Origin of the sequence: Pelotomaculum terephthalicicum JT, from assembly GCF_022410535.1 — a bacterium.
Taxonomy (GTDB): Bacteria; Bacillota; Desulfotomaculia; order Desulfotomaculales; family Pelotomaculaceae; genus Pelotomaculum_D; species Pelotomaculum_D terephthalicicum.
In genome coordinates this window covers 37,438-57,030 of record NZ_JAKNBL010000014.1, presented here as the reverse complement: position 1 = coordinate 57,030, position 19,593 = coordinate 37,438, and the positions used below count along the sequence as shown (strand labels likewise).

The following is a 19,593-nucleotide window of genomic DNA, read 5'->3' as shown; positions in this document are numbered from 1 at the left end:
TGCCCTTTGGAAAGGAGGCGCTTAGATGTACTTTACGGAAGGGCGGTTGCGGGCCTATGAGCGCATGATGCAGGAGAAGCCGAGGCATGAACACGATCCCGTAAAGACTATGCCGGATCAGGATTGCAAGCATTGCCTTCATTACGATACGCAGCATGAGAAATGCGGCAAAGAAAGATGTATTGTTTTTAGGGAATAAGGTGCCATTTTACACTAAGGAGGTAGTCAGCCTGCTTATAAAACACGCAGACAGCGCCGCCTTCCTTCGCCCTTCTCCATGCCTCGCTCCTTAAAAACTACCAGCCGAAAAAGAAAATATCCTTGTCTTTTGGCAGGTAATACACAAAATAGGCTTTGCATGAAGCGGTAGAACGAACAGCCACAGGGTGTTCCGAACCCTGTTCCGGCGCATCCTCATGGACGATAAACCATCACTCGGCAGCAATGGACAGGCTGCCGGGAAAATGAAAAACAGACGGGCGTCCGCCTTCTTTTTCGGAAGGTAAAGCCGTCCTCCATCTAAAATTTCCGGAAGGAGGAACAGAACAACTTGAAGCAACTACTCAAGAATCGGATATTTTTAAGCGCCCTTTGCCTAATCCTGGCGGCGGGCGTTTCGTTTTTTCTCCTGCCTCGCTTTTACGAAAGCAAAAACGCGACCGTGGCAGTGTTGCGGGCGGCAGCGGACATTCCGGCAGGGACGGCAATCCAGGACAAGCACCTTGTTTCAGTGGAAGTCGGAAGCTATGGCCTGCCGGAAAATGTCATGAATGACAAGTCCCTGATTATCGGAAAAATCGCGCAGACCAACATCACAAAGGGGGATTTTTTGTTTCCCCAAAAACTCGGCGGAGCGATTGCCAGCGAGTTGCTTGACCGCGTTGCCGCAAACAATCAGCGTTTGGTCACCATCAGCGTGCCCAGCATCGCGGCGGGATTATCCTCCCACCTGAGAAGCGGCGACATCGTGACGGTGGCCGTGTTTACGGATAAATCGCCCGACGGCCAAAGCGCCTCTCCGCAGGTGATCATCTATCCCGAATTAAAGGGACTGGAGGTTTACAGCGTGGAGAACGCCCGCGCCCAGGACGCCGCCCAGGTTCGGAAGCAGCAGGCCGAAAGCCAGTCCTCCACAAGCGACCCCATCGTGAAAGCTGTGACACTGATTGTCACCGAAGCGCAAGCGGAAAGGCTCATCCAGGCCGAATACACCGGCAAGCTGCATTTGATCTTTGAGAAACGGGGTGTGAGCCGTGAACAGTAAAATCATCGCCGTCTGGGGCGGCAGCAACAGCGGAAAAAGCACCTTCGCCACCAACCTGGCCTGCGCCCTTTCCGCCCGTGACCGTCTGGTGGGCCTCATTTCCACCAATTTGGTCTTCGGAGAGCTGCAAATTTTCTTCGGCCAGAACGTTCCCCCGGAAAAGGGCCTGTTCCGGGCGCTAAGCGAAGACAACCCCAACATCGGGGAGAAATTCGTGGAGTCGGGGGAGAGCAAAAACCTGTTTTTCCTGTCCGCGCCCACCCGCTATACCGGGCTTCTCTGCGACACCGTAACCCTTGAGCAAGTAGAACAAATGATAAACGCGGCGTCCGTAGCGTTCGACATTCTGGTCATCGACGGAGCCGCGGAACTGACAAACCCGGTGTCGGGCGTGGGCCTGTGGCTGGCGGAAACAGTTTGCACCCTGCACCGCCCCTCCATTGCAGCGCAGATGTGGCATCAATCCGTTTCCGATTTTGTGCGGGAACTGCACATAGCGGAGAAGCAAATCCATATCCTGCTGGCTCCGGACGGTGAATTCGATGATCAGACCTACCGGGAGATGACCGGGCTTTCCTTTCCCTTTGAGCTGACTTACGTTAAGCGGGCAAGCGAGCTGCAAAACGCCGGAACGCCCTTGTATTTCCACCGCGACCGGGCCTGCCGGTATTACGGCAAGGTGTTGGAACAGATTGCCGACAGAATCTGCGGAGGTGGCAAGCCATGAACAGCCGATTTTCCATCCATGACCTGATCTACCGCGCCAATAAGCGGCGTTCCGCCACTGAGGAAAGCGGCCTGGAAGCGCGGGACTACGGTGAAATCTTGGACAGACTGCAGCGCATTATTGCCCAAAACCATTCCACGGAGCTGGCCCAGGTCCTGTACTCCCAAGAAGCTGAAGCCAAACTTAAGGACCTGATTATGCGCTACTTAGCCAGCGAACAACTGGTAGCCAAGGACGTGCGGAACATTTCCGAGCTGGTGGACGCGGTATATAACGATATGGCCTTTATGGGGCTTTTATCCCCCTATTTGCAGGACGCCGATACTGAGGAGATCAACGTCAACGGCTATAGCGGCGTCTGGGTGCAGTACAAGGACAAAAAGGTGCGCCTGCCGGAAACCTTCGGCAGTCCGGAAGCCTGCGCCAACATCGTCAGGAAAATGAGCAGGTTTGGCGGCGTAATCCTGGACGGCTCCAAGCCTGTCGGGGACAGTTATATTTCACGGGGCGTCAGGATGTCAGGGGCAATAGAGCCTTGCGTTGACGCGAATGCCGGGGGCGTCGCCTCCATCCGCAAGCAAAAGCCATCTTTCATCACCAGGCAGAACCTGATTCGCTGGGGGACGGCGACGGCGGAGGAATTGGACTTTCTGACTATTTGCGTCAACAATGGCGTTTCCATAGCCATTGCCGGAGCCACCGGCAGCGGTAAAACGGCGGACATGGGCTACATCCTCAGCACCGTGGCTCCCGAGAAGCGCATCGTCACCATCGAGGACACGCGGGAATTATCCCTGGCAAAGTATGATGAAAACGGCATCATGACAAATGACGTGATTCACCTTTTGACAAAAGAAGCGCCGAATCCCGTCACCATGCTGGACTTATTAAAACTCTCGTTACGACTGCACCCGGAAATACTTGTCCCGGCGGAAATGCGCGGCGCGGAGGCCTTGACCGTACAGGAGGCCGGGCGGACGGGGCACACCATTGTCAGCACCCTGCATGCCAACAGCGCCAGATCCGCTTACGACCGCATCCTGACCATGTGCCTGGAAGCAGGGACCTCCCTGTCGGAGGAACGATTGCTGCGCAATATAGTTGAAGCGTTTCCGATTATGGTTTTCAAACGGCAGCTCCCGGACAAATCCCGCAAATACATGGAGATTTTTGAAGCCACCGGCGTGCAGAACGGCGAAGTTACCGGCACCACCCTTTACCGCTATGCGGTGGACCACTATGAGCATGACAAATCCGGGAGAATTACCAAAGTAGCGGGGAGCCACCAGCGTTTGGGAAACATCTCCCCGGCGCTGGCCGAAAAGCTCTTGGTGGGCGGCGTCCCGCAAAAGGAAATCGGCCGTTTTGCGGAAGGAGGGCCTGCCGCATGAGCCCCATTCATACATCCCTTATGCTTGTGTTTTTACTTGTAAGCCTTGCCCTGTTCCTTCTATTAAAGCTGAACCCTTTTGCGGTGGAGCAGAACCCGCTGAAAAAACGCCGCCTCTATCTGGCAGGCGCAAAGCTGAAAACCGCCGAGCGGATCGCCATCCGCTTGCAAACCCTGTTCCGCCAGACCCGCTGCACGCGGAAGAAATTTCTCATAATGATGCTGGCGGCGGCGGCAGGTGGTTTTCTGGCCGGAATAATGCTGTTTAACAGCATCGACCTGGCAGCGGTAGCGGCGGGATGTCTGCTTCCCGCCCCCTACATCTACCTGACCGTAAAAAGCGCAACGGTGGCGCGTGAGGAAATAGAAGGTTTGGAGAATACCATGTCTGTCATCACCAACGCCTATGCCTCCTGCGACGATGTTGTCAAGGCAATCGAGCTGTACGTTGAAGAAAAAAACCGTTACCTTCCGCCCCATCTGAGAACCGTCACACCCTTTGACGAGTTTGTTTCGGAAATAAAATACATCAATCCCAACATCGAACACGGGCTGTACCGTCTGGCGGCCAAGATACGCAACCGCTATTTCGCCGAGTGGACCAAAATACTTATCCTGTGCCATTACGACCGGCGATTGAAGTTCGCCCTGTTCCCGGTGGTAAAGGCCATGAACGACGCCAAGTCCATGCAGGTGGAGAGCGACGGCATGATGGTGCGCGTCTGGCGGGACTATTTATTGACGGCGGGCCTGATGTTCAGTGTGATTCCCCTCATGCGTTTCTCCAACGCCGAATGGTTTTCCATTCTGACCACCACCGCCGTCGGCAAGCTGCTGGTTGTCTTCATGCTGTTGGCCGCCCTTGGCACGGCCTTTTACGTGCTGCGGGCGACGAAACCGGCCAACCGATAGCAAAGGAGGTGTACCGTTGTTTTACCAAATTGTCGTTTTCATCCTGCTGCTTACGGCAGGATTTTTTATGTGCCGGGAGCTTTGGCAAATCCCCAGGGCCAGCATGAAGAAAAACCTGAGAAATTTGCGGACCCAAAAAGAGAAACCGGGCAGACGGCTGCTGAACCGCTTTGTCATGCCCCTGGTCAAGCCGGTTGCCCGGCTGATCCGGCTCGATCTCGTACAGGAGGCAAGGATGCTCTCCATGCTGCGGCGCGGCGGGCTGGCCCTCACACCCCAGGAATACCAAGCCAGGGCGCTTATCTGCGCCGCCTTCACCCTGCTGCTCCTGATTCCGCTTTTGCTCATCGGCGCGGCAAGCCTTACCCCGATCATTGTCATTTTTGCGGTGGTCGTCTATTTTCATTTCACGTCCGACCTGAAAGACCAACTGAAAGCGAAAAAGAAGCGCATTGAAATGGAAATGCCGGGTTTTATCCGTTCCATCCTGTACAAACTGGACGACATGCGGGAGGGCAATCAAAAAACCGCCGTCCAGGCAGACCTGGTGCAAATCTTTGAAGATTACCTGCGCGTTGCCAGCGATGTGTTCTATGACGACATCTCCATCCTGGTCCTGGAGATGAAATCCATCAGCATTGAAGCCGCGTTGCGCAACTTCAACACACGCCTCGGCCTGACCGATATTTCCTTTCTCGTCAACGCCCTCATCGGGCTGCACCGAGGAGAACGTCAAGGGGACGCCTTGGCCTATCTCGCCCGGGACATGGACATCAAAGCCAGGGAAGCCCTCAAGACAAAACTGAATCTGCTGCCCCGCCGGGTCAAAATCGCATCCATCCCTCTAGTGGCCGTGACCCTGGCTACCCTGCTCTACGTCATCGGCTCCCACATGACCAGATCAATGGGGGGCCTCTTTTAGTGCGCTGAAACGGGGAAAACCCCTTTCAAATAAGCCGTTTTCAGGAGGTAGAGCATGTAAAACAAAAAGCCGCGGACCCCCTCATTACCGAAGAAAGGAGGAAAATCCATGAGAAAAAGGATGGCAACCGCTCTGGTGAAAGCCGGAAACGTGCTGGCAAAGCGCGACGGCGACCAAATGACCGGCTGGCTGATTGTGGTGCTGGTTGTCGTGGTGGTAGGCGCAATATTCATGACCCTGTATCAGGGCTCCATCACCGACATTTGGAACAGCATCGTGGACAAAATCACCGGCCTTTTGAACTAATTGCAGCCAAAAGGCAGCGGTGCAGGGGAAGTATCGCTTCCCCTTTCCAACCAAATCTAAAAACAAACGGAGGTATTTATGATGATGACTACTTTGAAAAACAAAATCAGAATGGTGGGCCTGAAAGCCCGAAACGTACTGGCAAACCCGTCCGGGGACCAAATGACCGGCTGGCTCATCGTGGTGCTCATTGTCGTGGTCGTGGGCGCGGTCTTTATGACCCTCTATCAAGGCTCTATCACGCAAATTTGGAACAGCATCGTCACCAAAATTACCAACCTATTAAACTGATGAAAACCGCAAAAAGCATATCCGCAGACGCGGGAGGTGCAAGACCAATGAGCAACCGGCACCGGGGCATGGGGGGGAGAGCTTCTCTCCCCCGGCCTTTTCCAAAGCTGCTTTTGAACAAAAAAGGCAGCAGTTATGTCGATTTAATCATCAAAACGCTGGTGGTGATTACGCTCATGGCCACGGTGATCAGTTTTTTGGGCGTTTTCACGACCTATTTGAATTTAAATCACATGTGCCGCCGCGTTGTGCGTGTGGTTGAGCTGGAAGGCCAGGTAGCCGACGCTGCCTATGACGTGTTTTATCGGTTGAAGCAGCAAACCGGCCTGTCGCCGGAAATGACCGTCGAGGACGTGGCGTATTGCGACGAGCAAAACCAAAAAATCCAGTTAAGGGACACTTTCACCATCACAATGGAATACAGCTACGCCTTTACCCTTTTCAGGCCGTCCTTTACGGCCCCCGTTCAAATCCATATTCCCATGCGCGTAAGTATCGCAGGCATGTCGGAAAAATACTGGAAGCTGCCCGAATAATCGCTGGAAAGGAGAAAAGCCGTGGGCCATTTCAAGCGAATGATGAACAACCGGAAGGGCGACGTTTTTTTGTTTATCCTGATCCTCGTCTTTTTCATTTTGACCCTTGCCGTGATCCTAAGCGAATATTTCCGTATAGAAAGTCTCTACCAGCAAGCGGAGTATGTCATTCAACGGGGCGTAAACAGCTCCGTGGAATACGCCATGCGGGACGATTACCGCAGGGACGGCTATTCCCGGATGGACAGCGCCCTGGCCGAAGAGACGCTATACGCCTATTTCTACGAAAATATGGGGCTGGATTCTGGACTAAACAAGTATGCCGGAAATCAGTGGGTTTACCAGCTTGAAGTTGAGCGCATCGACGCCACCGACAGCCCCCCCTGCCTGACGCTGACCGGGGCGCTGAAAACCCGCAGCGTTTTTAACTTTCTGAGCGGCACGATCCGGCTTCCCTTTACCATATCCAGCGTCAACATCCGCATTGAGGAAGGAGGTTCCCATGATTAAAAAGTTCATCCTTGCCATTCCGCTTGTGCTGGTCTGCTGCCTGTTGATGTCGGCACAAGCCTTCGCCCTGTCGGAGAGCGACATTGCCATCAATATCGCTTCCCCCATAGACAGCCTGGCCAGTGAAAGCGGAGTGATCGCCGTGGAACAATTCCCGGCCCGGATTTCGATAAACACCACGGCCAAAACCGGCAGCCTCACCGAGGTTCGGCTGGAGTACGGCGGCCAAAGTCAAGCAATAACCCCAAACTATACATTGACCATTGAGAACAAAGAGGCTTGCGGCCCTTGCACCGTGACCGCCCAGACAGATAAAGGGGCCGTTCTTGTCGTTACGGCCAATGTGGTTTTCCAAGTCCCCGCCACATATGACACCCGATACCGCACCATCGGCATGAACGTGAAAGAAATCTACGAGGGCGAAACGCTGCTGAAAGCCTTCCCAGAGCCGCAACGCATCGATCTCGTCAGCGCCAACACTGTGGCCGACCATGAACAGGAGCGGATCGCCGCCTGGATCAACCGCTGTGACGGCGGTACCTACACTCTGAAAGGCAGCCTGGTGGTGGAAATCTACGGCTATGCTTCCGGCAGGCTGTACGGAACCTATGACACGGACACCGATTTTGAACCGCTGACCACCCGTTACGGCTGGACGGCAAAGACGCTCATCGCCTTTGAAACCATGCGGGACACGGTGCTATCCTATCAAGCCCCGGTAAAGATTGATGTAGAAGCAACCTGGTGCGACGAAAGCAAACAGGAGATTTTCGGGAAGCTCACCGCGCAGGACAAAGGTATACCGGAATTGCTATATCCCTATCAGACCACCTCCGTCACCTTCCACAAGGACGACATTAAGCTGTCCCGCAATTTCATTTATTGCGGCCTTGAATGGGATTACACCCCGGAAACAGCCGAATACACCGATGGGGAAAGCGAAACGCAGACCGAAATCACGCAGAAAATCCACTATCAAATTCCCGCTGCCAATTTCTATTTTAAGTTCAAAGCATGTGACGGAAACGACCTGTCGGTTGCCATCCGCGCCCCCGCCACGGTGAACCGGGGCGACAATTATTCTTTTACCGTGATTTACATGAACAGCGGAAGCAGCCCGGCCTATGATGTGCCATTAAAGGGTACGGTGGACGGCGTAACCATCGAGGAAATACCGGTCACGCAGGACTTCCCTGCCAACACCAGCAAAGCCCATGAAGTGAAGCGCACGGCGGACACCGCCGCCGACGAAATCCGTCTCTGGGCGCATATCGGCGTGCCCGAGGGCTTCCATGATGGAAATCTTAACAACAACACAGCCACGGCGGTTATACGAATCGTTGACCCCGCGCCGGAGTCAACACCCGGCAACAACGACACGCCCGACGAGCCGGACACGCCGGATAATCCCGACAACCCTGACAATCCCTCGGATGAACCGCCCGGCCTGAAGGAATCCTGCGACCTGTCGGCTGCCATTCTTGCCCCGCCAACCGTTTACGAATACGAAAAATACGCCTATACCGTGAGTTTCACCAATCATTCCGGCAGGGAACTGAACGCTGTACCCCTGGCAGTGAAAAGCGATGAAAATACGCTGGTGCAAATTCCGCAAACAGCAGCCTTCCAGCCAGGCGAAACCAAGTCCTTTACGATTGAGGGCACGGCGGGGAAGGCAGGAGAGATATATCATTTGTGGGCCAACGTTCAAGCGCCGGAGGGCTTTATTGACAGAAATCTCAGCAATAACACCGCCGTTTCAAGCATCACGGTAGTGGCAAGACCTGCCGGCAGCCCTGACAACCCGCATAACCCCCCGGACCCTGACAACCCGGATAATCCCGAGGAACCCGACAATCCCGACGACCCGAACAATCCCAATAATCCCGATAACCCGGATAACCTGTTGTGCGACGTATGGGTGAATTTGTCCTCGCCTCCCATAGCCTACCAGCAGGAGGAATACAGCTTTACCGTGTACTTTGCCAACTCCACCGGCAAGGCCTTGACTGATGTGTACCTGAATGCCGCCATCGACGGCCAGACGGTTCCCGCTGTGCCCGCCACGGCCAATTTCGGGGCCTATGAGAAAAAATCCTACCTTGTTACTGGCACGGCGGGCGAAAAAGGCACAACCATCCGGCTTGCGGCGCAGGTGTCGCCGCCTACGGATTACACGGACGCCAACATGGGCAACAACCGGGCGGCGGCGGAAATCATGGTGTTGGAGCGCCCCTATGACCTGGACGTGCAGCGTATTACCCCGGATCAGTATAAGGAAAACCAGTCGGTTATCACCACCATCAAGGTGTCCAACAAAGGCAGTCTGGACTTTACGCCCGGACAGAAGGTTTCCGTGCTGTTTGAAATCCCGGAGCTTTCGCTAAAAAAGCGTGTGGATGCGGTAGTCATGGAGCAGAATACCTGGAATACCGTGTCGGTCAAATGGGATACCCCCCATGTGCAGGCCGATAAGGGCGTTACCCTGATTGCCACCATCAACCCCGATGAGGTTTTGGATAATGAAACTTCTACAAGCAACAACACCTATACCCAACAGGCCGTCATTAAAAATGTAACCTATACGGAACCGGAGGAAAGCCGGACACTGCCCGACCCGCCGCAAAGAAGCGAGCAGCCCAGGGTGACATGGTGGGAGCAACGCTACGAAAACGGCCAGTTTGTATGGCGGCAGTTTTACGCGGAGCTGAAAGTTACCGCTGCATTGGACTACGAAACCAAATCCCGCGGCTATCTCAAGTCGGGCTACGGCTATGCCATCCGTGTCACCGCCACCGTGGATACCAACTACGACAGGCCGGAACTGATTACCGCCCCGCAGACGGCGGAGGTTTATCTGCCCGAGCACCGCTATGAAACCGCCATTCCCTTAGAGAAGGAAGGCGGCCAATTTGTTTTTCGGGAGAATCCCACCTCCCCCTTTTTATATAGAAAGCAGTACGTCCCCATCTGGTTCCCCGACGATAAGGACTACATCGTGCAACTCCTTGTCACCGATGCGCATACCCCCGGCGGAACACTATCAAAGTGGATTACCGGCGGGGCGCTGAAAATCTATGTGGTGGACAGCATGTATGACGATGATGTCACCACGGGAAATTGATATGCTGCCGCTTTGTGTTATCCCTCTCCTGTGGGCGGCTTTCATGGATTGGAAAAAGCGGATTATCCCCGATTGGACATGGATAACAATCCTTGCCATCGGCGGCGTATCCGCTTTTTTGTTTCCAGAACCGGCCCCGGCCCAGCGGATTGCGGGATTTCTGCTGCCGGGTGTTTGCCTGCTCTTTCTGGCCATGAAATACGGCGGCGTGGGCGGCGGCGACATCAAGCTGACGGCGGCGCTGGGCTTTTATCTCGGACTGAACGCGCTGGCGGCCATCCTCTTTTTCAGCCTGCCCCCCGCCCTCGTCTATGGGTTGGCGACACGGCAGAGAAGCGTACCGCTGGCCGTCTTTTTGTGCATTGGAGCTTTTATGTACGCCGGTGTTCTTTTTTTATACGGACTAACCTGCTGACTTATATATAAGGAGGTGTTTTTTGTGGAGTTGAAGACGATTTTAGCCGCTGTGCTTTGCCTGATGATTATCAGCGGCGCGGTGTACCTGCACCTAAATCGGAAAGAGAAATAACGGACCTGCGGAAAAAGGACGGATAGCCGTCCCTTTTCCGCTGCCCGCAAAGGAGCGTGAGCATGAAAATGGCTGAAGAAAAACGCATGGTGGATACCTACGAGGTGACACACGCCATCCATGTTGGTGATAGAGAAATCCTTTTTGCGGTTGACGACGGGAAAACCGACTGTCCGTACATGGTATGCGACTGCACCTGGGATAACCCGTTGGGCATCGACCACTATTTTAACGTCGTGGGAAGCGCGGACTACCTGGAAATGATGAGCGAGTTTACCAACCGGGTGCGGGCGCAGCTTGAGGCGGTCAAAGCGGAACGGGATAAAATCACCGTTCCGCTTTCGCCCTTCGCGCTAGAACATTGCACACCAAACGATTACGGCGAAAGCATTGAAAACAAGGTGGTGGTCATCAGGGCGGAACGCCTGCGTCCCGAATACCGCACCGCCGACAAGCAGCTTGTGCTGGCCGTGGGCGGCTTTGGCGCTTACGCCAACGCCAGGGGCCGGGCGGTCTACACCGTCAATCTATACTCCGGCAAGGAATACCGCTGGAATCGGGAGGACATCCTGGGCGTTTTGAAAACCGAATATATGCCCGATTGGGCAAAGGAACAGCTAAAACAGATACTGGCCGGGCAACAGGCCAAGCACAAAAAACAAGTACAGGAGCGTTAGGAGGCTTTCAGGATATGGAAAAAGAGATCAACGCCGGGTATGTCATTACCGACCGGCTGGCCGTGGGCAACGCGGAATTCGTCATCGGGCACAGTGAGAAAGCGCCCGCGCAGTTTGTCACCTGGAAATGCAGAAAGGACGAAAAGGAATACTTTTGGGGGCATTACCTGGGGGACCGGCTGGCCGCCGTGGAGGATTTATGCAAGCGCGCCCTGGAAGAAATCGAGTACTTGCGCTCCCTCCAGCCCCAAAAGGACACCGGTGATGAAAAGGAACGACTACGCGAGCAAACACAGAGCAAACCAATCCATAAGAAAAAGCACGAACCGGAACGGTAAGGCCCAGTGCTTTTAAGGAGGGAGGGAAAAGATGAACGTTCTGACGAGATACAGGCTGTGCGCGGGCCTCCACGCCCCCGCGTCGGCAAAGCTCCTGTACTGCTATCTGCTGGACATGGCGGGAGGCCGCCACCACAGCGCGGTCATATCCATTAAGAGCCTTGGTAAAAGCGTGGGCCTGTCCCGTTCGGCCACCAGCCGCAATCTGAACCGCTTGCGGCGGTTGGACATGATCGGCATTGTTCCCCGGTACTCCGAGGACGGCGGCAGGCTGTCCAACCAATATACATTAAAATAAGGAGGGATGCGCATTGGCGACCAAGCTGCAACTGATCACAGAGCTTTCCGAAAGGACGGCCCGCAGCGTCACCAGAAATCATGCCAAATGGACTTCCTTCCTGAAAACCGCGGCCTGGAGCTATAAATATCCCTTTCAAGACCAGCTTTTGATTTACGCCCAGCGGCCCGGCGCGACGGCCTGTGCTCCCATTGAAGTGTGGAACGGGAAACTGGGACGGTGGGTAAACAAAGGTGCAAAGGGCATTGCCCTCATCGACGACAGCGGCAGTCGCTTAAGGCTCCGCCATGTGTTTGACGTAAGCGACACCAACAGCCGCTACAACCGTCCCGTCCCGCTGTGGGAAATGCGGGACAAATATGCCGAGGCGGTAACGGAATCCCTGGAAAACACCTTTGGGGAGTTGGCCGAAAAAAGCGGTCTGCCCCATGCCCTGCTCAGTGCCGCCGCAAACGCGGTGGACGACAATTTCACGGATTACCTGTCCGAACTCCTTCCTTTCCGGGAAGGCAGCCTTTTGGAAGAACTGGACGAGCTGAACGTCGAGGTGTTTTTCAAGGACGCCCTGAAAAGCTCCGTGGCCTGCATGCTCTTAACCCGTTGCGGCTACAACGCCGACGAATACCTGACCTTTGAGGATTTTCAGAGCGTCCTTAATTTCAATACCCTCGACACCGTTTCCCGCCTGGGTGCGGCCACCAGCGACATAGCCGAAATGCTCCTGCGGGAAATCGAGGCCACGGTCAAGGACATGCAAAAAGCGGAGCGAAAGCAAAGCCGCACATTTGCCAAAAGTCGAGGCGAAGTGCACAATAAAACCGTAAAGCAAAGTGATGAAAGGAGCGGTGAGCATGGAACTGACCTACACGCAGCAGGGCGATTACCTGCTGCCCGACTTGGCCCTGCCGGAAGAACAAACGCACATCGGCAAATATGGGATGTTGCGCAGAACATACCTGAAAAACCACCGGAAAGGAATGTACGCCAGCCTGATGCTGTCCGGGGACCTGAACAGCCACCTGGCGGAGATCGACCGGATGGCGCGGGAGCGCGTCGAGCGGATCACGGCGCAGCTCCTGGCAAAGAACCCCGCGCCGGACAAGGCGACCGACCCGCTGGGTTGGACGGGACACATGAACACCCTCAAGCACCAGGCGGAGGAAAGCGTACTGACGGAGCTTATTTACAGCTAACCCTGCTGCCAACAGAGGAACAGCAAACAGCGGCCATAGAACAGGCGGAGGACGAAAAATCCTCCGCTTTCTCTATTCCCCAGGAAGCCATTGACGCGGTTTTGCGGCAAGGCAGCGGCGTCCAGGACGGCAAGTACCGGATTTATCTCCACTTCCAACAAAACGCCTCCGCCAAAGAAAACGCCGAATTTCTGAAAAAGGAGTACGGCACAGGCGGACGCGCCCCTGCCCTGTTCGACCTGGACATTGACGAATGGCATGATGTCAAAGGCATCACCCTCACCAGGGGAAAGCGCACCGGGCCGGATGCCAAAATCCTTCTGCCCTGGATGAAGGTGCAGAAGCGAATCGGCGAGTTGATTGCCGTCGGACGCTATTTAAGCGACAAAGAAAAAGAGTATCTGCCCGCCTACCGGCGGCAGACGGAGGAACGCCGCCAGCAGCTTGCCGAGGAAGTCTACGCCCGCGAAATTCTGAACCGGGAGCCCGCCCCCGCCGAGGCAACACCGCCGTCGCGGGAGAAGGCGCGTTACGCCTTTTCCCTTGGCAGCACGGTCTACATTGGCGCGGACGAATACGAAGTTTTGGCTTTTGACAACAGCACCGTGCAGCTCCGGGACGCGAGCTTTCCGCTTTTCAACAAGGAGCTTGCGCGGAGCGACTTTGACCGGAGGCTGCGGGAAAATCCCCTCAACGACCATCTGATCGCCAACAAGCAGGAAACTGCTGCAATGCAGACGGAAGCTCCTGCAGAGCAACCAGCCGAAAAAGAGCAAGCGCCATCCCCCCGCGACCTGTACCGGACATATCTACCGGAGCTGGTCAGCCGGGTGCAGCAGGATGAGATATTCTCCTTCTTGCGGGACAGAGACACCGATCCCGACAGCGCCAAGCGGGAGCTGGACGAGGCCCTTGACCGGATCGCCCTTTCCATGCGGGAGGAACACCAGGACTTTTACGAAGCCTACGCCACCCTGCCGCGGTTTCGGGAATGGCTCCAGGAGGACGTGTTCCAGCGGACCTATCAGGATCACCTGACGGAAACCCGCGACCTGGCGGCCATCCACGCCGACGACTCCGCCGCGCTGGATTGGGCGCGGCAAACCGGGGATGCCAGCGTCACCCGCCAGGATACCGTCACCATCGGCAGCGGCGGCGAGGGCGAATCCCCGACGCGGAAAGAAGACCGCTCCCCGCCGTTCTATCTGTTCAGTATTGATAAAGAAGCGGGAACGGTAGTTCTACAGGACTTGAATTCTCCCCAACAGCTCACGGTGCGTCTGGAGGCCCTTGACATCCACGGAATTGCCCGGCGGATGCAGGGCTCTTTTTTAAATGACGACGCGGCCCTCGAATACTTTCAAGACTTCAGGATCGGCATCTATCCCGACACGGATATTAAACAACCAGCCGAAAAAGAAATGGCCGCGGGCCTGGAATTGTCCATCGACGGCCGCCGCTTTGCCATTGACACCATCGACGAGGAAACCGGCACGGTCAGCCTGCGGGACATCACCTTTCAAAACGGCGTGGGCTTCCCCATCTTCCGCCGGGAGAGCGTCGGCTTCGTGCGCCGCCTTTTGGAGCAGCAGAAGGCCCAGGGCGGCGAGGCTGCCAAAGCCCGCCTGCACCTTGCGCCGGAACCAGCGAAGCAGCCCCGCGTCAATTTCCGGATCACCGACGACAACCTGGGCGTGGGCGGCCAAAAGACCAAGTACGCCTGGAATGTCGCGGCCATCCGTCTGGTCAGCCAACTGGAGGAAGAAAACCGGCTGGCCACCCCGCAAGAACAGGAGATCCTGTCAAAATACGTCGGCTGGGGCGGCCTGCCGCAAGCCTTTGACGAGGCCAACCCCCAGTGGGCGAAGGAATACGCGGAGCTGAAGGAATTGCTGGACGAGGATGAATACAATTCCGCGCGGGCCTCCACCCTCAATGCCCACTACACGTCGCCCGTCGTGATTAAAGCCATCTACACCTGTTTGGAAAACATGGGCTTTCAGACCGGCAACATTTTGGAGCCCGCCTGCGGTAGCGGCAACTTTTTCGGCCTGGTGCCCGAGAGCATGAAAGAATCCAGGCTATACGGCGTGGAGCTGGACGGCGTCACGGGCCGGATCGCCAAGCAGCTTTATCAGCAAGCCAATATCGCGGTGCAGGGCTTTGAGGAAACCAACCTGCCCGACAGCTTTTTCGACCTGGCCGTGGGCAACGTGCCTTTCGGCAGCTATGGCGTAGCAGATAAGAAATATGACAAATACAAGTTTTACATCCACGACTATTTCTTTGCCAAGACCTTGGACAAGGTGCGGCCCGGCGGCATTATTGCCTTCATCACGTCCAAAGGCACGATGGATAAGCAAAACCCCGAGGTGCGCAAATACATCGCGCAGCGGGCCGAGCTTTTAGGGGCGGTCAGATTGCCCAACAACGCGTTTCTGGCCAACGCCGGAACCGAGGTTACCACCGACATCCTCTTTTTGCAGAAGCGCGACCGCGTGATGGACGTGGAACCGGACTGGGTGCATCTTTCCGCCACCGGGGACGGCGTGCCCGTCAACCAATATTTTGCCGACAACCCGGACATGGTGCTGGGCAGGATGGTCTTTGACAAAAGCATGTACGGCAACGAATCCGAGACCGCCTGCCTGCCTCATGAGGATGTCGACCTTGCCGAGCTTTTGCGGGAGGCGCTGGAAAACATCCACGCCGAGATTAGCGACTACGAGATGGACGACATCAGCGAGGATGCGGATACCTCCTCCATCCCGGCGGACCCCAGCGTCCGCAATTTCAGCTATTGCCTGGTGGACGGCCAGATTTACTACCGGGAAAACAGCCGGATGAACCGGGTGGAAACCTCCGTCACGGCCCAGGGCCGCATCAAGGGCATGATCGAGCTGCGGGACTGCGTCCGCGACCTGATCGAATACCAGACCGAGGACTACGGCGACGAAACCATCCGGGCGCAGCAGCGCAAGCTGAACCGCCTCTACGATGCCTTTACCGCCAAATACGGCCTGATCAACAGCCGGGGCAACAGCATGGCCTTTGCTGACGACAGCGCCTACTGCCTGCTCTGCTCTTTGGAGGTGCTGGACGAAAACGGCGAGATGGAGCGCAAGGCGGACATGTTTACCAAGCGCACCATCCGGCGGCGCGCCACCGTGACCCATGTGGACACCGCCGCCGAAGCACTGGCCATCTCCATCGCGGAAAAAGCCCGCGTGGACTTAGGTTTCATGCATGACCTGACCGGGCTTTCCGAGGAACAGCTTGCCGACGACCTGCAGGGCGTAATCTTCCGCAACCTCGGCGACCAAGACCCGGCTCAAGTGCCGAAAGCCTTTTTTGACATCACCCGTTGCCCCTTCGTTACCGCCGATGAATACCTTTCGGGGAATGTGCGGAATAAGCTCCGCCTGGCCAGAGGGCTTGCCGAAATGCGACCCGACCTTGCGGAGCAGATCGCCCCCAACATCAAGGCGCTGGAAGCGGTGCAGCCCAAAGACCTGTCCGCCTCTGAAATCGACGTGCGTTTGGGCGCGACCTGGCTGCCTCCTGATGTTGTAGAGCAATTCATGTTTGAGCTGCTTGAGCCTCCGTATTATATAAAATCCAAAATTCACGTGAGCTTTTCAAGCTATACCGCGATGTGGAATATTTCCGGCAAAAACGCCGACAGCACAAACATCAAAGCGGCAATGACTTACGGCACGAACCGTGTCAACGCCTATAAAATCATCGAAGAAACCTTGAATCTCAAGGACGTGCGCATCTTTGACACCAGATACGATGCAGACGGCAGGGAAACGCGCGTCCTCAACAAAAAAGAAACCGCCATCGCCCAGCAGAAGCAGGAGGCCATCAAGGAAGCGTTCCGGGATTGGGTATGGAAAGACCCCCAGCGCCGGGAACGGCTGACCCGAATCTACAACGACCGCTTCAACGCCATCCGGCCCCGCGAATACGACGGCAGCCACATCAAATTCACCGGCATGAACCCGGAAATCAGCCTGCGCCAGCATCAGGTGGACGCGGTGGCCCATATCCTCTACGGCGGCAACACCCTGCTGGCCCATTGCGTAGGGGCGGGCAAGACCTACGAGATGGCCGCCGCCGCGATGGAAGGCAAGCATTTGGGGCTGTGCCAAAAAAGCCTGTTTGTTGTGCCCAACCACCTGACGGAACAATGGGCCGGGGAATTCTTGCAGCTTTACCCATCGGCCAACATCCTTGTGGCCACCAAAAAGGACTTTGAGACCAAGAACCGCAAGAAATTCTGCGCCCGCATCGCCACCGGCGACTACGACGCGGTGATCATCGGGCACAGCCAGTTTGAGAAAATCCCCATTTCCGCAGAACGCCAAAAGCGCCAATTGCAGGAACAAATATGGGAGATTACCGACGGCATCCGGGAACTCAAGGCGGAGCGCGGCGAACGCTACGCCATCAAGCAGCTTGAAAAAACCAAGAAGAACCTGGAATTGAAGCTGAAAAAGCTCAACGACACCAGCCGCAAGGATGATGTCGTCACCTTTGAGGAACTGGGCGTTGACCGGCTGTTCGTGGACGAGGCGGACTTTTACAAAAACCTGTTCCTCTACACCAAGATGCGCAACGTGGCGGGCCTGGCCCAGACCGAGGCCCAGAAATCCAGCGACCTGTTTGCCAAATGCCGCTACCTGGACGAACTGACGGAAGGCCGCGGCATTGTTTTTGCCACGGGCACGCCCATTTCCAACTCCATGACCGAGATGTACACCATGCAAAGATACCTGCAATACGAAGCTCTATGCAAACAGGGACTCCAGCATTTTGACTGCTGGGCCTCCACCTTCGGGGAAACCGTGACCGCCATCGAGCTTGCGCCGGAGGGCACGGGCTACCGGGCCAAAACAAGGTTTGCGAGGTTCTACAACCTGCCTGAACTCATGAGCATGTTTAAGGAGGTCGCAGATATCAAGACAGCCGACATGCTGGACCTCCCCGTGCCCAAAGCCAATTATCACAACGTGGCTGTTAAGCCGAGCAAGTTTCAGCGGGACATGGTGGCCGAGCTTGGCGAGCGCGCCGAAAAGGTGCGCAACCGCATGGTGGAACCACACGAAGACAACATGCTGAAAATCACCAACGACGGACGCAAGCTGGCCCTTGACCAGCGGTTGGCCAATCCCATGCTGCCCGACCATGAGGAAAGCAAGGTGAACGCCTGCGTGGATAATATTTTCCGCTTCTGGCAGGAGCACCGCGACCAAAAGCTGACCCAGCTTGTCTTCTGCGACCTGTCCACCCCCAAGAACGACGGGAATTTCAACGTCTACGACGATGTGCGCCAAAAGCTCACGGCCCGCGGCGTTCCCACCGACGAGATCGCCTTCATCCACGACGCCAACACGGAAACCCGCAAAAAGGAGCTGTTTGCCAGGGTGCGCGCGGGACAGGTGCGCGTCCTTGTTGGAAGCACCTTTAAGATGGGGGCGGGCACCAATGTCCAGGACCGCCTGATCGCGCTGCACGACCTGGACTGCCCCTGGCGGCCCCGCGACCTGGAGCAGCGCAGCGGTAGGATTGTCCGCCAGGGCAACAAAAACGACGAGGTGCATATCTTTCGCTATGTGACGGAAAATACCTTTGACGCCTATCTCTATCAGATTTTGGAGAATAAACAGCGGTTTATCTCACAGATCATGACCAGCAAATCCCCCGTAAGAAGCGCCGAGGACATTGACGAAACGGCCCTTTCCTACGCGGAAGTCAAGGCGCTGGCGACGGGCAACCCGCTCATCAAGGAGAAGATGGATTTAGACATCCAGGTTTCCAAGCTGAAGCTATTGAAAGCGAACCACCTCAGCCAGCGTTACGCTTTGGAGGACAGATTGCTCAAACAATTCCCCCAGCAGATCAAATTCACCGAGGAACGCATTGCGGGCTATGAGAAGGACATTGCCCAGTATGAAAAGTACAGCGCAAAGGAACCCGTCGGGGAGAAAGCCGAAGAAAGCAAATTCGCGGGCATGACGGTCAAAGGCATTTCTTACCCCGAAAAGGCCAAGGCGGGCGCGGCCATCTTGGAAGCCTGCAAGCTGATGACCTCGCCGGAGCCGCAGGAAATGGGCAGCTATCTGGGCTTTCCGATGCTGTTTTCTTTCGACAGCTTCAACAAGAAGTATCAAATCACGCTCCAGGGCGCTCTCAGCCATACGGTGGCCTTGGGCGCGGACGTGCACGGCAACATCACAAGGCTCAACAACGCTTTTGCCGAAATGCCCAAGAAACTGGAGCATTGCCGGGAGCAGCTAAAAACCCTCCGCCAGCAGATGGAAACGGCGAAGAAAGAAATTGACATCCCCTTTGAAAAGGAGCAGGAGCTGCAAAGTAAATCCGCGCGGCTGCATGATCTGAACATCCTGCTGAATATGGACAAGCCGGAAAACGAGATAATGGACGAGCCGGACGAGGGTATGGATATCCCCGAAAAAAAGGCCGTGGGCTATGAACGGTAATGGCTGAAAATACTCTTTAGCAGTTTTGACTTTCCATTCCCCCAGGCTTACAGTAAAACAAAAAACCAGG

Annotated in this window: 16 protein-coding genes; all 16 read left to right on the top strand. The window is 55.7% G+C overall.

Annotated features, from left to right (window positions below; translation table 11 throughout):
• Positions 1–25 precede the first annotated feature (25 nt).
• The 16 genes from L9W92_RS10155 to L9W92_RS10065 all read left to right on the top strand — a co-directional run bounded on the left by L9W92_RS10155 (position 26) and on the right by L9W92_RS10065 (position 19,523).
• Positions 26–199, top strand: coding sequence for a hypothetical protein (locus L9W92_RS10155; protein WP_240083645.1), 174 nt, complete (start codon positions 26–28; stop codon positions 197–199).
• A 351-nt stretch (positions 200–550) separates the two neighbouring features.
• Entirely contained in the window at positions 551–1,264 is a 714-nt protein-coding gene (gene cpaB, locus L9W92_RS10150; protein WP_240083644.1) for a Flp pilus assembly protein CpaB, read from the top strand.
• Positions 1,254–1,991, top strand: a complete 738-nt coding sequence (locus tag L9W92_RS10145) for a CpaE/TadZ family protein (RefSeq protein WP_240083643.1) — start codon at positions 1,254–1,256, stop codon at positions 1,989–1,991. Before cpaB ends, L9W92_RS10145 begins: the two co-directional genes overlap by 11 nt.
• Entirely contained in the window at positions 1,988–3,382 is a 1,395-nt protein-coding gene (locus L9W92_RS10140) for an ATPase, T2SS/T4P/T4SS family (protein WP_240083642.1), read from the top strand. The genes L9W92_RS10145 and L9W92_RS10140 overlap by 4 nt, the downstream gene beginning before the upstream one ends.
• On the top strand, positions 3,379–4,293 hold the full coding sequence (locus L9W92_RS10135) for a hypothetical protein (protein ID WP_240083641.1): 915 nt from the start codon (positions 3,379–3,381) through the stop codon (positions 4,291–4,293). Before L9W92_RS10140 ends, L9W92_RS10135 begins: the two co-directional genes overlap by 4 nt.
• Positions 4,294–4,309: 16 nt before the next feature.
• Positions 4,310–5,215 (top strand): type II secretion system F family protein, encoded by a 906-nt coding sequence (locus L9W92_RS10130; protein WP_240083640.1) that lies wholly within the window; start codon positions 4,310–4,312, stop codon positions 5,213–5,215.
• 108 nt (positions 5,216–5,323) lie between these two features.
• Positions 5,324–5,521 (top strand): hypothetical protein, encoded by a 198-nt coding sequence (locus L9W92_RS10125; protein ID WP_099082893.1) that lies wholly within the window; start codon positions 5,324–5,326, stop codon positions 5,519–5,521.
• Between the two features lie 78 nt (positions 5,522–5,599).
• Positions 5,600–5,812 (top strand): hypothetical protein, encoded by a 213-nt coding sequence (locus tag L9W92_RS10120; protein ID WP_240083639.1) that lies wholly within the window; start codon positions 5,600–5,602, stop codon positions 5,810–5,812.
• Between the two features lie 47 nt (positions 5,813–5,859).
• Positions 5,860–6,348 carry a DUF4320 family protein gene (locus L9W92_RS10115; RefSeq protein WP_240083638.1) on the top strand — a complete coding sequence of 163 codons (489 nt, stop codon included), beginning with the start codon at positions 5,860–5,862 and terminating at the stop codon, positions 6,346–6,348.
• Positions 6,349–6,369: 21 nt separating this feature from the next.
• Complete coding sequence (locus tag L9W92_RS10110) at positions 6,370–6,858, top strand: hypothetical protein (RefSeq protein WP_240083637.1); 489 nt, start codon at positions 6,370–6,372, stop codon at positions 6,856–6,858.
• Positions 6,851–9,982: a DUF8195 domain-containing protein gene (locus tag L9W92_RS10105; protein ID WP_240083636.1), complete on the top strand. Its 3,132-nt coding sequence runs from the start codon at positions 6,851–6,853 to the stop codon at positions 9,980–9,982. Before L9W92_RS10110 ends, L9W92_RS10105 begins: the two co-directional genes overlap by 8 nt.
• A complete protein-coding gene (locus L9W92_RS10100) occupies positions 9,954–10,397 on the top strand; it encodes a prepilin peptidase (protein ID WP_240083635.1) in 444 nt (147 codons plus the stop codon). The genes L9W92_RS10105 and L9W92_RS10100 overlap by 29 nt, the downstream gene beginning before the upstream one ends.
• Positions 10,398–10,573: 176 nt before the next feature.
• Entirely contained in the window at positions 10,574–11,188 is a 615-nt protein-coding gene (locus L9W92_RS10095) for a hypothetical protein (protein ID WP_240083634.1), read from the top strand.
• Positions 11,189–11,202: 14 nt separating this feature from the next.
• Positions 11,203–11,526 carry a hypothetical protein gene (locus L9W92_RS10090; protein ID WP_240083633.1) on the top strand — a complete coding sequence of 108 codons (324 nt, stop codon included), beginning with the start codon at positions 11,203–11,205 and terminating at the stop codon, positions 11,524–11,526.
• 31 nt (positions 11,527–11,557) lie between these two features.
• On the top strand, positions 11,558–11,824 hold the full coding sequence (locus L9W92_RS10085) for a helix-turn-helix domain-containing protein (protein WP_240083632.1): 267 nt from the start codon (positions 11,558–11,560) through the stop codon (positions 11,822–11,824).
• Between the two features lie 13 nt (positions 11,825–11,837).
• Complete coding sequence (locus L9W92_RS10065) at positions 11,838–19,523, top strand: helicase-like domain-containing protein (protein ID WP_446676305.1); 7,686 nt, start codon at positions 11,838–11,840, stop codon at positions 19,521–19,523.
• Positions 19,524–19,593: the final 70 nt, after the last annotated feature.

Coding starts and splice junctions, on each gene's coding strand:
- L9W92_RS10140 (WP_240083642.1), top strand. CDS start 1,988: ATGAACAGCCGATTTTCCATCCATGACCTGATCTACCGCGCCAATAAG.
- L9W92_RS10095 (WP_240083634.1), top strand. CDS start 10,574: ATGAAAATGGCTGAAGAAAAACGCATGGTGGATACCTACGAGGTGACA.
- L9W92_RS10085 (WP_240083632.1), top strand. CDS start 11,558: ATGAACGTTCTGACGAGATACAGGCTGTGCGCGGGCCTCCACGCCCCC.
- L9W92_RS10135 (WP_240083641.1), top strand. CDS start 3,379: ATGAGCCCCATTCATACATCCCTTATGCTTGTGTTTTTACTTGTAAGC.
- L9W92_RS10090 (WP_240083633.1), top strand. CDS start 11,203: ATGGAAAAAGAGATCAACGCCGGGTATGTCATTACCGACCGGCTGGCC.
- L9W92_RS10100 (WP_240083635.1), top strand. CDS start 9,954: ATGACGATGATGTCACCACGGGAAATTGATATGCTGCCGCTTTGTGTT.
- L9W92_RS10105 (WP_240083636.1), top strand. CDS start 6,851: ATGATTAAAAAGTTCATCCTTGCCATTCCGCTTGTGCTGGTCTGCTGC.
- L9W92_RS10125 (WP_099082893.1), top strand. CDS start 5,324: ATGAGAAAAAGGATGGCAACCGCTCTGGTGAAAGCCGGAAACGTGCTG.
- L9W92_RS10155 (WP_240083645.1), top strand. CDS start 26: ATGTACTTTACGGAAGGGCGGTTGCGGGCCTATGAGCGCATGATGCAG.
- L9W92_RS10120 (WP_240083639.1), top strand. CDS start 5,600: ATGATGATGACTACTTTGAAAAACAAAATCAGAATGGTGGGCCTGAAA.
- L9W92_RS10115 (WP_240083638.1), top strand. CDS start 5,860: ATGAGCAACCGGCACCGGGGCATGGGGGGGAGAGCTTCTCTCCCCCGG.